Source organism: Microbacterium sp. NPDC058342, assembly GCF_042723935.1.
Taxonomy (GTDB): Bacteria; Actinomycetota; Actinomycetes; order Actinomycetales; family Microbacteriaceae; genus Microbacterium.
The window spans coordinates 176949-190656 of the sequence record NZ_JBHXID010000002.1; the positions used below are offsets into that span (position 1 = coordinate 176949).

At 69.4% G+C, this 13708-nt stretch carries 11 protein-coding genes; 3 read left to right on the plus strand and 8 right to left on the minus strand.

Annotated features, from left to right (window positions below; genetic code table 11):
• Positions 1–2: 2 nt before the first annotated feature.
• The 8 genes from ACFWHT_RS10780 to eccD form a co-directional block, all read right to left on the minus strand.
• On the minus strand, positions 3–317 hold the full coding sequence (locus ACFWHT_RS10780; protein ID WP_378828287.1) for a hypothetical protein: 315 nt from the start codon (positions 315–317) through the stop codon (positions 3–5).
• Positions 310–705: a YbaB/EbfC family nucleoid-associated protein gene (locus tag ACFWHT_RS10785; protein WP_378828288.1), complete on the minus strand. Its 396-nt coding sequence runs from the start codon at positions 703–705 to the stop codon at positions 310–312. The genes ACFWHT_RS10780 and ACFWHT_RS10785 overlap by 8 nt, the downstream gene beginning before the upstream one ends.
• Positions 705–3473: a hypothetical protein gene (locus ACFWHT_RS10790; protein ID WP_378828290.1), complete on the minus strand. Its 2769-nt coding sequence runs from the start codon at positions 3471–3473 to the stop codon at positions 705–707. Before ACFWHT_RS10790 ends, ACFWHT_RS10785 begins: the two co-directional genes overlap by 1 nt.
• A 154-nt stretch (positions 3474–3627) precedes the next feature.
• Positions 3628–4014: a hypothetical protein gene (locus ACFWHT_RS10795; protein WP_378828292.1), complete on the minus strand. Its 387-nt coding sequence runs from the start codon at positions 4012–4014 to the stop codon at positions 3628–3630.
• 65 nt (positions 4015–4079) lie between these two features.
• On the minus strand, positions 4080–4364 hold the full coding sequence (locus tag ACFWHT_RS10800) for a hypothetical protein (RefSeq protein WP_378828293.1): 285 nt from the start codon (positions 4362–4364) through the stop codon (positions 4080–4082).
• Between the two features lie 26 nt (positions 4365–4390).
• Complete coding sequence (locus ACFWHT_RS10805) at positions 4391–4690, minus strand: hypothetical protein (protein WP_378828295.1); 300 nt, start codon at positions 4688–4690, stop codon at positions 4391–4393.
• Positions 4691–4771: 81 nt separating this feature from the next.
• On the minus strand, positions 4772–6046 hold the full coding sequence (gene eccB / locus ACFWHT_RS10810; RefSeq protein ID WP_378828296.1) for a type VII secretion protein EccB: 1275 nt from the start codon (positions 6044–6046) through the stop codon (positions 4772–4774).
• 69 nt (positions 6047–6115) lie between these two features.
• On the minus strand, positions 6116–7549 hold the full coding sequence (gene eccD, locus ACFWHT_RS10815) for a type VII secretion integral membrane protein EccD (protein ID WP_378828298.1): 1434 nt from the start codon (positions 7547–7549) through the stop codon (positions 6116–6118).
• Positions 7550–7671: 122 nt separating this feature from the next.
• On the opposite strand from eccD, the gene eccCa reads away from it, so the two are divergent.
• The 3 genes from eccCa to ACFWHT_RS10830 all read left to right on the plus strand — a co-directional run bounded on the left by eccCa (position 7672) and on the right by ACFWHT_RS10830 (position 13708).
• Positions 7672–11682, plus strand: a complete 4011-nt coding sequence (eccCa, locus tag ACFWHT_RS10820; protein ID WP_378828300.1) for a type VII secretion protein EccCa — start codon at positions 7672–7674, stop codon at positions 11680–11682.
• Entirely contained in the window at positions 11679–12845 is a 1167-nt protein-coding gene (locus ACFWHT_RS10825; RefSeq protein WP_378828302.1) for a S8 family serine peptidase, read from the plus strand. Before eccCa ends, ACFWHT_RS10825 begins: the two co-directional genes overlap by 4 nt.
• 107 nt (positions 12846–12952) lie before the next feature.
• Entirely contained in the window at positions 12953–13708 is a 756-nt protein-coding gene (locus ACFWHT_RS10830; protein ID WP_378828304.1) for an IclR family transcriptional regulator, read from the plus strand.

Sequence of the window (13708 nt, forward strand, 5' to 3'; positions counted from 1 at the left end):
GCCTAACGCCGGCTGGCGTTGGCCGTGGCGTCGCCGTCCGCATCGTCGACGACGACCGCGACATCCGACATGTCCTTGCCGAAATCCTGGACGGCCTCGGCGAGCTCCTGCGTGTACCGGTGTGACTCGGTCGCCGAGGGAACGTACTTCTTGTCGAAGGCCTCGCGGTAGCTGCCGTCGCCCGCCGCGTTCGGGTAGCCCACCATGATGTCGTTGACGCCCCGCGCGAGCTCCTGGACCCGGCCCTTCAGCGCGGCGATTCGTCGGCTGCTGCTGCGCAGCGCGTTCGGATCGGCTGCGAAGATGTCCTCACTCATGTGTCACGCTCCCGAACTGTGACAGCAGACCCGTCATCATCGACTCCATGTCGATGCCGTCGGGCAGTCCGCTCATCGGATCGATCCCCTCCGGCGCGATGCCGGCGAGCAGCGCCGCGCTGCGCTCCGCGACATCGTGCTGCGCCTGTGTCACCGCATCGATGATCTTCGTCGTGAGCTCTTTCGCGGACATCTCACGCCAGGACTGTCCTGAGAGCTTGAGTTCCGAGATCGCTCCCTGCGCGTCAACGGTCGCGCTCACCAATCGATCCTTGGACACGACCGTGGCGGAGAGCTCGCTCAGCTGCTTCTCGACACCGGCGATGGATGCCTGAGTCTCCGCCATCTCCGCGATCATCTGTTCGAGCTCTTCACCCGTGAATCGCATCAGTTTCCTCCTTGATCGGCGGCCGAGGCTTCCTCGGCCCTCGCTTCTTGTACGGGCCGACGGCGCGGCGACGTCGACGGGGCCCTGCCCGCGGCGACGCCAGCGGGAACGTGCGCAGGACGCGCCTCCTCGTTGTCCTCGGTCAGGCCGATGACTCCGTTGCCGTTGGCGTTGGTCGTTCCCCAGACCTCGCTGTCCTCGGCGAGCCAGGTGTTGCGTTCCCGGTCGCGGTCCTTGGCCTGCTGACCACCCGGCATCATCGGCATCATCGGCATTCCACCGCCGCCCATTCCGCCGCCGCCCATGTCGCCGAAGCCGGAACCGGGGCCGAATGCTCCCCCTGGGTTCGACCGGCCGAACTGCTCGCCGCCCGGCGGAACATGGGCGGCGTTCGATTCGCCGAACGTGGCCTGTTCGGCCGGCAGCTCAGCGGCGTCGAGACCGGCGTCGCCCGAGACGCCCGACGGGCTGTAACCGCCGCCGCCCGAGCTCCCGGAAGTGGCGAGATCCGGCCCGCCCGCCGGCGAACCAGCGCCTCCACCCGCGAGGAAGTCGTAATCGCCCCCGACGTCGGCGCCTCCGAAGCCCGGGAAGCCGGAGGAGTCGGTGCCGGGGCCGCCGAAGCCGTCTCCGCCGATTCCGGATCCGTCTGGGGTTCCGGTGCCGGGGCCGCCGCCGGCGTATCCGTCGTCGGACGTGCCGGAGCCGCCGGTGGTCCAGTCGCCGGGGTCGAACCCGGTGCCGGTGCCGGGGCCGCCGAAGCCGTCTCCGCCGATTCCGGATCCGCCCGGGGTGCCGGTGCCGGGGCCGCCGCCGGCGTATCCGTCGTCGGACGTGCCGGAGCCGCCCGTGGTCCAGTCGCCGGGGTCGAACCCGGCGCCTGGACCTGCGGTGCCTTCGCCACCGAAGCCAGTCCCAGAAGATCCGGTCTCCGAACCTGTCCCGGTGAAGCCATCATCGGCAGGACCCGCCGTTCCCGGCGCGACTGCCCCGAGATCGTTGCCGGCTCCGGGGTCGAATCCGGACCCTCCGAGACCTGCTCCCGGAGAGTCGCGCGGCGGCACGTTCTCACTCGACGAAGTGAGCGAGTCGGGGATCCCCGAATCCGGTGTCCCTGTGCCGCTGCCGGGTGCCCCGCCGACGACGGACTCGATGTCTGGGGCATCCGTTCCCCAGAAGCCGCTGCCTTCCTGCTCGCCGACGCCGCTTCCGCCTCGCTGAGAACGAGTGTGCGTGGACGAGTTCTGGCCCGACGACACGCCACCGCCCCCAACGAACCCGGCGCCCACTCCGCCGCCTCCGACAGAGCCACCGCCCACCTCGGCGGGACCGCTGCCGAAGCCGTCTCCACCCGTGGCACCGGACAGGTTCGAGCCAGGAGCATCGAAGCCGCCGCCGAAACCGCCACCTGCGCCGACGCCGCCAGCGCCGCCGCCGAAACCGCCGCCTGCACCGCCGGGAGGCCCACCGCCCGCCAGCCTGTTGCCGTCGAGGCCGCCGCCGCCACCCGCGCCGCCGCCGGGAACGTCGCGGCCACCGACGTCGTCCGGCCCGGGGAAGCCGCTTCCGCCGCCGTCGGGAATGTCGCGGCCACCGACGTCGTCCGGGCCGGGCCCGTCCTTTCCGCCGCCGTCGGGAATGTCTTTTCCGTCGCCGTCGGGAATGTCCTTTCCGCCGGGCCCGTCCTTTCCGCCGCCGTCGGGAACGTCCTTTCCGTCGCCGTCGGGACCGCCGAGACCGGGCCCCGGCCCAGGCCCGGGCCCAGGCCCGGGTCCGGGGCCCGGGCCGGGGTTGGGGACATCCGCTTGGGCGACGGGATCGACCATCTGGTCCAATGCTCGCAACGAGCGTCTCATGGTGTCCGCGAGTGTCTGCTGCGCGGTGAAGAGCTCAGCCGCAGCCTTGCTCATGATCGAGCGCACCGCCTGCGAGATCGCTTGATTCATCTGAGCGATGGTTCCTGCATCGAGCAGATTTCCGCTCACTTGCGTGTAACCGCCGTCGTCGCTCGAGCCGACCTTTCCCTGATACTGCGAAAGGGTCTGCAGGATGCGGTCCTTGGGCATCCCGTTGTGCGAGCTGTCTTCGTTGCGATACGAGAAGTCCCAGGCCTCGATCCAGAGCCGTATGTCCTCGAGATAAGCCCTTCGCGTCCGGGTCAATGCCGATGCGATCTGTGGGGCGTAACGGTCCCAGATCTCGGCGACCGTTGCGCTGAAGGTTTTGATCGCCTGGCCGATCGTCGACATCGCCACGTAGGCGATCCCGTGGTCGTAGAGCTGCCTGCGGATCGACTCGAACGTCTTCGCGATCGCCTCGAGATTCGCGACCAAGGCGGCGGCCGTGGCGCCCTTCATCGGGGAGTCCTCCGCCTCGAGCCCCGCGCGATAGCTCTCCAACGTGCCCGCATTGGAGGAGACCCGGAAACTGTAGTTGGAGAACAGCGAAGCCGCACGATTGATCTGCTGCGCGCTCAATCCCGGCATGGTGTCGTGCTGCACCTTGGCGATGTTCGCGGCGATCGCCGTCATGGCGCTGTTGAACTCGTTCACGGGCTCGGGATTCGCGATCAGTTCGAAGTAGCGCTGGTCGTCCTCATAGTGGAAGTAGCCGTAGGAGAGGTTCGGTGACCAGGCATCGCGGCCGGGTCCGCCGGGCGTGGTGGAGATCCATCCGGTGCCTTCGCCGCCGCTGGCTGCCACCAGCGCCTCCTCGAGGCCTGTTTCGGTGAGCCCGGTGACCGCCGCGAGCATCGTCTCGAAAGACATGTCGGCGGTGACATCGGATCCGGCACCCGACCTTCCGGCACCCCCACCAGAACCCCCCGCAGTATCCGACGATCCCGGAGGATCTTGTGATTCAGGCATGGTGCTTTCCTTTCTGCAGGGGGTCCGTGGTGGGAGAGATGCGCCTCAGCGCCGGCTAGCTGTTCGCGTCGGTGCTGGCCGTCTCATCCGTCTCGGCGAGGGTGTCGGCTGCCTTGGCCACAGCGTCCGAGAAGCCCGGCAGCGTCTTCCCGCACAGCGTGTCCGTGTAACCGCGCACCTGCGTCGCGAGCCTGTTGACGCTGTTGCCGACCTGCGTCGCGATCAACCAGGTGGCCTGGGCGGGCTGACCCCGAAGATCGGATCCGATGGAGTAGCCATCCGAATCCCACACCGCGTCGGACGTCGTCTCGGCCACGTCGTTGATGACACGACGAAGGTTGTCGTACGGTCCTCTGTCGAATCTGACCTGAGTCTGATCCGTCGCCAGCCTGACGCCTTCGACGGCGTTCGCCGGCGACGCGCCGGTGTTGTCTGCTGCCATGGTTCTACCTCCTGTTCCGTGAGAAGCGGGGATGCCCGTGGGAAGTCGCGGGCATCCCCGACAGCTCAACTGAAGATCGCAGCGCCTCGGATGTCGCCCTGGTAGAAGTCGTCGCGAACGCGGACCGCCGCGTTCTTGATGTTCACGCCGGCCTGCTGCACCTCGGCGTACTCGGTGTTCCAGCGCTGCTGCAGCTCACCCCATGCAGGAAGCGAGCGACCCCACTGCGCCTCGCCCATCGGACGGATGGTGTCGTAGATGTTCTGCAGGATCTGCTCCACCTCCTGGCAGGAGCTGTTGAGCGTGATGTTCGCCGTCTCGAACTGCGCAAGGTTGACGTTGAATGACATGAGTCTGTTCCCTTCGTGGTCGTGTGTCAGGACGCGGCGGCGGCAGCCGTCGAGTCGTCTGTGCTGGTGCGCTCGGCCAGGAGCGACTGCACCTGGGAGTTCAGCTGGTCGAGCTTGTTCTTGATGTCGCTGTACTGCTGCTGCCATTCGCTCAGGCGCTGGCGAAGCACCAGACCGGCCTGGGCCTGCGCGGCAGACGCGATCATCTCGGTCGCGCCTTCGACGCGGCCGCGCGCGCTTTCCATCGCGACGACCTGGTCCTGCGTCCGGGCGATGATCTGCTGAAGCTGAGTCGCCTCGAATCCGGTGAGAGTTCCATCAGTCATGTTCGTTCTCCATATCGATTGGGTGTTCAGAGTGGGTATGAGAAGAGCGTTCTGAGGTGAAAGTCGTTGATCTGTCCTTCCTCATTGAGCGATCAGGGGGCCTGTGGGCAGCAGCGCGAGAAGCTCCTCCGGAATCGCCGGGGCGTCCGAGGCGCTCAGCCCGAGTGCGGCTGCCGTGGGATCGTCGGCGACGGGATACTTCATCCCCGCGTCGCTGACGAGGTAGAGGGCGGCGCCGCTGATGCCGGGGGCCGAAGCCGTCGCGGCGAGCAGGCCGGCTCCCGGAGCCACGTCGACGGCGTCATCCGGGGCGTCCGCGTCCAGGGCGGCGAGCCTGAGCTCGCCGTCCTTCCAGACCGAACACGGCGTCAGAAGGTCATCCAGCGGTTCCGGCACCGTTCGCGGCAGCGCGTCCTGCCATTCGGCTCGTTCGACCACCGCCGCCGAACTGAGCAAGCGCCTCGTGGCCGCCTGCGGCTCGGGAAGCTCGTCGTCGGGGATCGCGCTCAGCAATGCGGCGACCGTCTCGGTCACCGGCATGAGCCCCTCGGCGGTGACGACGTATCCGGCTCCCTCAGCCTCTTCACCCGTGAGAACGAACAGTTGGCCGAGCTGCGTCTCCTCGCCGCCGATGACCGGGCCCTCGCCGCCGATCGTCAGCTCCGACAGGTCGAGATCGGCACCGCTGGGGATCGTGTCGAGCCAGCGCGGCTCGACCTCCCTCGCAGCCTTGGGCTCGAAACCGAGGGCCCTGGCGCTCCAGTCCTCGCTCACCTTGAATCGCAGGCCGTTCCACACCAGGTGGAGCACACCTTCGGTGTTGACGAGCACGGCTTCGTCTCGCGGGATCGGAGCGGCATCGGATGACGGCGCGACGCGCAGAGTCGTGCCGTCATCCGATGCGCATGCCGTCCACACGGATGCGGCGACCGACGGCGAGGGGAGGGTGTCGGGCAGACCCGCCTCGCCGATTCCGGGCCCTCGCGGGACGCTGGCGATGTCGTCGGCGGAGACAGTGATCACCTGGGGCGGGCCGCCGACGAGCAGCGCGGCGGAGGCGAGGTTCAGCACCGGATGCAGGGTGTCTTCGACGAGCAGGTAACGGGCTCCCGTGGACTCGTCGAAGATCAGCGCGCCGGGGGTGTCACGCCAGGCATCGTTGACCTTGAACAGGAAGATGTTGAGGACGGCCACCACGACGGCTGCCGCGACGGCGATCGCGATGCCGACGTTCATGCCGACAGCGCTGCGACGCAGAGGGCGCTCCGGGGCATCCGGGTCGATCCGAAGCGCGGCCGAGGTGAGGCGCCCGCGCAGGAAGAGATGCGAGTCAACCAGATCGCGCCGTCCGTACATGTCTGCCTCCTCTCACGTCCTCGTGCGCTGCGGTGTCATCTCGTCTACGCGTGCGAAGTCGTCAAGGGTTCAGAACAGGTCGGCGATCAGGTCGTACACGCCGGTCACCGCGAGAACCAGAGCCGGCACGGCGATCGCGCACAGCCAGTGCAGGACGTCACCCGAGCGTCCCCAGGTCGGCGCGAGACGACGACCGGGCAGCACGCGCACGGCGACCACCGCATAGCCGGCGGCGATGACCAGCACCGTGAGGATGACGATCTGCCACAGCAGTTCCAGGCGAGACGCGTACAACGGCGCGAGGAGGATGATCGGAAGGGCGGAAGCGGCGAGCAGGGTCGTGCGGTGCGCTTTCGCGCGCAGTTCGCGCGCCTGCAGGAGGGTGGCGACCGAGCCGGCGATCGCGAGCGAGAGCGGCGCCCACCCCTCGGCCACCGCGAGCACCGATATCGCCGCGCACAGCAGCACGGACCACGCGACCCAGAAGGCGGTCACGACTGAATGGAGGCGTTTCGACTTCTCCGCGATGTCCGCCGTCGCGATGGTGTCGAGATCCGTCTGGAACTCTTCTGCCGATGTGGGAACGGAATCGATCTCGAGCCCCGCGATCCAGATGGACAACCGCGGAACCAGCCGAGCGGCCACCAGCAGCAGCATCACTCCGATGGCCGCACCCGCCTCCGGCGACAGACCCAGCAGGAGCGGCAGTGCCAGGGCCAGGACGACGACGAGCGCCGACCCCGCGATCGCCAGCAGTACCGGCCGGAGCCCACCACGCGCGTATGCGCCTGACGCGGCGACGACCCCGACGGCCACCGCGGCCGTCATCACCTGCGCCACCGGGCTGGTGCCGGGTACCGGGAACAGCGCCCCGGGCAGGGTGGCTCCTGCGACAGCCCCGACGGCCACTGCCCCGAGAAGCAGTATGTCGCCGGCCAGGGAGTCCCACAGGCGTCCCACGAGGGCACCGGCACCCGTGGCCGCCGCCGCGAGCACCCCGGCGACGAGGGGCGCGACGCTTCCCATCAGCGCGGTCACCGCGGCCGCGCCGACGCACGCGAGCACCAGACCCACGAGCACCGCCGTGCGCGTGTCGCCCGCCGTCCACTCGTCTCCTCGCTTGCCCAGCGCGGTCTGCACGCCGTCGACGAGATCGTCGTACTGCGCCTGAGCCATCTCATCACCGCGCGGCCTGAGATAGAGGACATCGCCGTCGAGCAGGCCTGCGGCAGAGGTGCTCCGGTTCTCGTCGAGAGGCGCGTGACCGAGGCGCTGCAGCACCCATCCGCCGTGCGCCAGCCCTCGCGTGGCCAGCGCCGGATCGAGATGGCCGACGATCGTCGGCAGGAGCTCTACGACGGGGATGTGCGACGGCACGGCCAGTTCGACTCGGGACGTGGGTCCGATCACCACCAGGCGGCACATGTCTCCTGCCGCCGCCAGAGCGCTGTCGGACTGGACGCCGGGTGTCGCCGACGGCACCGTCTGAGCAAGAGTCGTCATGTTCGTCATACGCCTCGCCCCGCTGGAAGGGTTCAATCCGCTCCCGAATCGCCTCATGTGAACCGAACCACGGCACCCGAGCGTGTTCCCGGCGAAGCCATCCCCGCGCGAGGAGATCAACGATGAGCACCATCCCGTTCCGCCGGCAGCGTGAGAAGCCGCCTGAACTGCCATCGGGTGAGATCGAACTGCAGGAGCCGCCTTCGCTGCCCGAACTGCAGGCGAAGGACCCGCTCACCATGCTGATGATGCTGCCGATGATGCTCATCAGCGGCGTGATGATGCTCGTCTTCCTCGGTCAGCGCAACCCTGCGCTCGCCGTCGGACTCTTCCTCGGCATGCTCGTGCTCGCCGGCCTGATGGTCCTCGTCCAGATGACCCGGGCCGCTGCCGAGCGTCGCAACACGGTGCGGGGGGATCGGCGCGACTTCATGCGATACCTCGGTCAGGTTCGGGCGCGCGTGCGGCGAGCCGCGTCACAGCAGCGTGCATCACTGCTGTGGCGGCACCCTGACCCGGCTTCGCTGTCGAACCTGGCCATGACCGCCCGGCTCTGGGAGCGACGAGGCAATCACGGCGACTTCGGCGAGCTGCGCATCGGCCTCGGCGCGCACAGCCTGAGCCAGCGGATCATGCCGCTGTCGACGAAGCCGATCGCTGACCTGGAGCCGCTGTCCGCCCGTGCACTGCGCCGCTTCATCGCGGTCCACAGCACCGTCGAGAACCTTCCGGTGGCCCTGTTCCTGCGGCGGCTGGCGGATGTCCGGATCGTGGGCGACGAAGAGGTCGCCCGCGGCATGATCCGCGCCCTGGTCGCGCAGGCGGTGACGCTGCACGGCCCGGATGAGCTGCGTCTGGCGGTGTGCGTGTCACCGGAGCGTGTCGATGACTGGGACTGGGTGAAGTGGCTGGGGCATGCCCAGCATCCGCGAGTGCAGGACGGCGCGGGTTCGGCGCGCCTGTTCGGCGTCGACGCCCTGACCTTCTCGGAGATGCTCGACGAGGAGCTCAGAAGCCGGTCGCGCTTCGAGCCGGGGGCTGCCCCCAGTGCCGAGGAACCGTACTACCTCGTGGTGTTCGACGGAGTCGCCCCGTCTCCGGGGACGCGCCTCGGCGGTGCGGGATACCGGTGCGTGACCACGATCTCGCTGGACCCGGAAGGAGAGCCGGATGAGTCACCGGGGCTCTTCCTGGAAGTCGAACCCGATCAGGTCCACATGGTCAGGATCGACCGCAACGAGGGCACCGAGCAACGCACCGCGCTGTGCCGGCCGGACACCCTCAGCCTCGCCGGGGCGGTCGCACTCGCCCGCGTGATCGCGCCGTATCGGGCAGGGGGGCGCAGCATCGAGTCGAATGAGCCGATGGTCGCCGACTTCGAACTGCCGACGCTGCTCAACGTCGAGGATGTCGACCGATGGGAGCCGGTCGAGCACATGCGCGACGAACTCAACCGGTCACGGCTGCGCATTCCCCTGGGCGTCGACGAGCGCGGCCGACCGGTCGAGCTCGACATCAAGGAGGCGGCGCAGGGCGGGATGGGACCGCATGGCCTTCTGATCGGCGCGACGGGTTCCGGAAAGAGCGAGCTGCTGCGGACCCTGGTGCTGGGACTGGCGATGACGCACTCCTCCGAGACGCTGAACTTCGTCCTGGTCGACTTCAAGGGCGGGGCGACGTTCCTCGGTCTCGACGAGCTTCCGCACGTGTCGGCTCTGATCACCAACCTTGCGGATGAGGCGACACTCGTCACGCGCATGCAGGATGCGCTGGCCGGAGAGCTCAATCGCCGGCAGGAGTACCTCCGGGCGGCGGGGAACTACAGCTCGCTTCTGGAGCACGAGAAGGCGCGTCTGGCGGGCGCACCTCTCGAAGCGCTTCCCACCCTCTTCGTCATCGTGGACGAGTTCAGCGAACTGCTCGCCTCGAACCCGGATTTCGCCGAGCTGTTCGTCATGATCGGACGACTCGGCCGCTCGCTCGGCGTTCATCTGCTGCTCGCCAGCCAGCGACTCGAGGACGGCCGGATGACGAAACTCGAGAGCCACCTGTCGTATCGCATAGGCCTGCGCACGTTCTCGGCGCTCGAGAGCCGCAGCGTGATCGGCGTGCCCGACGCGCACTCCCTGCCCAACGCCCCCGGCAACGGCTATCTGCGCAGTGACGTGGCGACGTTGACGCGGTTCAAGGCCGCGTACGTGTCCGGCACCTACCGCCGTCGCACGCGCGAGGAGCGTCAGGAGGAGGTGCGGCAGCAGGTGGTGCTGTTCAACGCTCAGCGCACGTCTGCGCCCGCGGCTGAAGAGACGCTCTCGCAGCCGGCGCTCGAGGCGCCTTCCTCGGACACCGAGGGTGCCGAGCTCGCCGTCGCAGAGCCCGGCGGCGCCTCGGCGGATGCGGCGGAGGAGACCGTCATGTCCATCATCGTGAACAAGCTCATCGGATTCGGTCCCCCCGCGCACCAGGTCTGGCTGCCGCCGCTCACCGATCCGCCCACCCTCGATCAGTTGCTGCCACCGCTGCTCCCGGACCCGCGGCGAGGCCTGCATGCGATCGGGCACACGGGATCGGGCAACCTGGGCGTGCCCATCGGCGTCGTGGACAAGCCCTTCGAGCAGACTCGCGAGCTCTACGAGGTCGATCTCTCCGGCGCGGGCGGAAACGTCGGCATCGCGGGAGGACCGCAATCGGGCAAGACGACCCTGCTCAGAACGCTGATCAGCGCTCTGGCGCTGACCCACACCCCCGCAGAGGTGCAGTTCTACTGCATCGACTTCGGCGGCGGCGGACTCTCGACCCTCGAGAGGCTTCCCCACGTGGGCGGGATCGCCACGCGGCGCCAATCGGAGCAGATCTCCCGATCGATCGCTGAAGTGACCACGCTCATGCACGACCGTGAGCAGTTCTTCACCGCGCACGGCCTGGAGGGCATGGCCGACTATCGCGCGCGCCGCCGGGAGGGCGAGTTCGCCGATGAACCCTTCGGCGACGTCTTCCTGGCCGTCGACGGCTGGGCGGCGCTGCGCGCCGAGTACGAGCAGCACGATGTGACTCTGCGTGACATCGCCCGGCAAGGGCTGGCCTACGGGGTACACGTGATGATCACCACGAACCGGTGGACGGACGTGCACAGCTCGCTGCGGGACCAGCTGGGTACCCGTGTCGAGTTGAAGCTCGGCGATCCGATCGACTCGGTCCACGGCATGCGCAAGGCCGCGACCGTGCCGCAGCTGCCCGGACGCGGCATCAACGCCGAGAGCATGCACTTCCTCGCCGGCGTGCCCCGGATCGATGGACGCACCAGCGCCGACGGTCTGGCCGCCGCATCGCGGGACCTGTGCGAAGCGGTCGCGGACGCATGGGCGGGCGCTGCGGCGCCGAAGGTGCGGATGCTGCCCGCCGTGCTCGCAGCCGGCCTCCTGCCCACTCCGGAAGCCGGGCCCCGCATCGCCCTCGGCCAGGGCGAACAGGACCTTCAGCCGGTATGGCACGACTTCGCCAAGGTGCCGCATCTGAGCATCGTCGGCGATTCCGCAAGCGGAAAGACAGCCGCCCTCCGCCTGATCGCATCGGGCGTGACGACAGCGTTCTCTCCCGAGCAGGCGCGCGTCGTCGCCATCGATCCCCGGCGCACCCTCGTCGAGACCGTGCCCGAGCCCTATCTGTTCGGAACCGCCTTCTCCTCGTCCGCAGCCGAGCAGGTCATCGCCCAGCTCACCGCCGAGCTGCGGGACCGTGTGCCCAGCGCCGACATCACACCGGCCCAGCTGCGGCGGCGCGACTGGTGGAGCGGTCCCGAGTTCTTCGTCTTCGTCGACGATTACGACCTGCTGCTGAGCGTCACGGGCGGCCCGCTCGGCCCGCTCGTGGAGCTCATTCCGCAGGCGGGCGACATCGGGTTGCACCTGATCGTCGCGCGCGCAGGAGCCGGGTCGAGCCGCACGGCCATGGACTCGGTCATCCGTCGACTCCACGAGTCGAACACGCCGGAGCTCACCTTCTCGATGCCCTCGTCCGAGCCGATGACCTTCTCGCTCGGCCGGGGGCGGTCCCTTCCCCCGGGGCGCGCCGAACTGCTCACCCGCCGCGGCGGCACCGGGCTGCAGGTCGGCTGGACGGATGCGCCCGAATGATCTCTCGCACATTGGCGTCGGGTGTCGCACTCGCCCTCGCGACGGGTCTGCTCTCCACACTGACCGCGCTCGTGCCGGTCGCACCCGCCGCCGCTGCTTCCTGCGCGGCGAACGCCGACGCGCCCGTCGTCGCCGATCCGTCTTGGGGGCAGCAGCGCATGGGCGCGGAGCGCGCCTGGCCGCGCTCGACCGGCGAGGTGACCGTGGCCGTCATCGACACCGGCGTGAGCGCGAAGACGCCGTCTCTCCGCGGCGCGGTACTGGCGGGATCCGACCTGTCGGGCGGCCGAGGCGACGTGGACTGCTTCGGGCGCGGAACCTTCATCGCCTCCCTCATCGCCGCGCGACAGGTCGACGGCACCGAGTTCGCCGGTGTCGCGCCGGGCGCGACGATCCTGCCGATCCGCGTGACGGACGATCCGGCCGAGTTCGAGCGCCAAGGCGATCCCGGTCGTCTCGCTGCGGCGATCGACGCTTCCGTGCGGGCGGGTGCGCGGGTGATCGCCCTTTCTCTCACCGTCACCGAGGATGACAGCCGGCTCAGACGAGCGGTGCAGGCCGCCGTCGACGAGGACGTGCTCGTCGTAGCGCCTGCGGCCGGCCCGAGCGGCAAGGCGGCGTTCCCCGCGCGGATGGACGATGTGCTGGCGGTCGCTCCGCTCACTCCGTCAGGGCCCGTCGAGTCGGGGCAGATCGGCGCGCCGCCCGACCTCGCCGCCCCGTCGATGGATCTCACGGCGGCCGTTCCCGACGGTCCTGGGCACATCGGAGGGAGCGACCCGAGCCTGGCGGTCGCCTATGTCGCCGCTGCGGCGGCACTGGTGATGGACGAACAGCCGCAGCTGAGCGCGGGGCAGGTGGGTCAGCGACTCATCGACACCGCGGACGCCGCGGCGACCGCGTCCGGAGCGGAGTCCGAGCGCGATCCGTCGATGGGGTACGGGGTGGTGAACCCGGTCGCGGCGCTCACGCGCCTGAGCGCGACCGCGGCACCACTGCCTCCGCCTGAACCGGCGACGCTCGCCCTTCCGCCCACGCCGGACGCGCGTCCCGGGAACCTCGCGATCGCGGTTGCGCTCGGCATCCTCGTGCTCGCGGTGGCGGTCATCGGACCGACCGTCGGGGTGGTCCTGGTCCGTCGCAGGCGCGCTGCTGAGGAGTAGCTCGCCGCGGAGCTCGACTGACGCGGCGGCCGCCGAGGCCGCCCGGCTCCGATGCTAGGCTTCCGGGCGGAGGCAGGATGCAGAGCGACGGCGCAGAGACACGACCCTTGGTCAAGTCGGCCGAGCGGACGGTTCGACTGCTGGAGGTGTTCGGGTCCAGCCCCGCGCGTCTGAGCCTCTCCGATCTGCACCGGGTGACCGGTTACCCGCGATCCTCGTTGCACCAGCTCGTGCAGACCCTGGTCGCTCTGCGCTGGCTCGAGCCCGGGCCGGACGGCCTTTCCTACTCGGTCGGGCCGCATGCGCTGCTGACGGGGACGGCGTACCTGGACCGCGACCCCGCCGTGCCGCTGGCGATCCGCCAGCTCGACGCGCTCGAGAAGGAGCTCGGCTACACCTGTCACTTCGCGAGGCTCGACGAGCGCAACGTGATCTACCTCGCCACGAAGGAGACGCACGAGGTCCGGCACGTGCTCTCCCGCATCGGCCGGCAGCTGCCCGCGCACGCCACGGCCCTCGGCCAGGCGATGCTGGCGGACCGCAGCAGCGCCGAGCTGGATGTCCTCTACGACGGCGCCGAGCTCGAGCCGCTCACGCAGAGGACGATCACCGACCTCGACGAGCTGCGTGCCGAGCTGGACCGCATCCGCGAGCGTGGCTACGCGATCGAGGCGGAGCAGAACTCCGCGGACATCTCCTGCGTCGCCGCGACTGTCCCCTACCGGATTCCCGCGACCGATGCCATCAGCTGCTCCCTGCCGCTCGCGGCGGCCTCGGAGCAGGAGGTCGCCCGGGTCGGCGAGGCAGTCGTGCGCCACGCGGCGGAGCTCGCATCCGCACTCCGCCGCGCCGGGGTGCGCTGA

Excerpts from the sequence above, each read along its gene's own strand:
- ACFWHT_RS10795 (WP_378828292.1), bottom strand. The coding sequence starts at position 4,014 with ATGGCAGCAGACAACACCGGCGCGTCGCCGGCGAACGCCGTCGAAGGC.
- eccD (WP_378828298.1), bottom strand. The coding sequence starts at position 7,549 with ATGACGACTCTTGCTCAGACGGTGCCGTCGGCGACACCCGGCGTCCAG.
- ACFWHT_RS10790 (WP_378828290.1), bottom strand. The coding sequence starts at position 3,473 with ATGTCTTTCGAGACGATGCTCGCGGCGGTCACCGGGCTCACCGAAACA.
- ACFWHT_RS10785 (WP_378828288.1), bottom strand. The coding sequence starts at position 705 with ATGCGATTCACGGGTGAAGAGCTCGAACAGATGATCGCGGAGATGGCG.
- ACFWHT_RS10805 (WP_378828295.1), bottom strand. The coding sequence starts at position 4,690 with ATGACTGATGGAACTCTCACCGGATTCGAGGCGACTCAGCTTCAGCAG.
- ACFWHT_RS10800 (WP_378828293.1), bottom strand. The coding sequence starts at position 4,364 with ATGTCATTCAACGTCAACCTTGCGCAGTTCGAGACGGCGAACATCACG.
- eccCa (WP_378828300.1), top strand. The coding sequence starts at position 7,672 with ATGAGCACCATCCCGTTCCGCCGGCAGCGTGAGAAGCCGCCTGAACTG.
- eccB (WP_378828296.1), bottom strand. The coding sequence starts at position 6,046 with ATGTACGGACGGCGCGATCTGGTTGACTCGCATCTCTTCCTGCGCGGG.
- ACFWHT_RS10825 (WP_378828302.1), top strand. The coding sequence starts at position 11,679 with ATGATCTCTCGCACATTGGCGTCGGGTGTCGCACTCGCCCTCGCGACG.
- ACFWHT_RS10780 (WP_378828287.1), bottom strand. The coding sequence starts at position 317 with ATGAGTGAGGACATCTTCGCAGCCGATCCGAACGCGCTGCGCAGCAGC.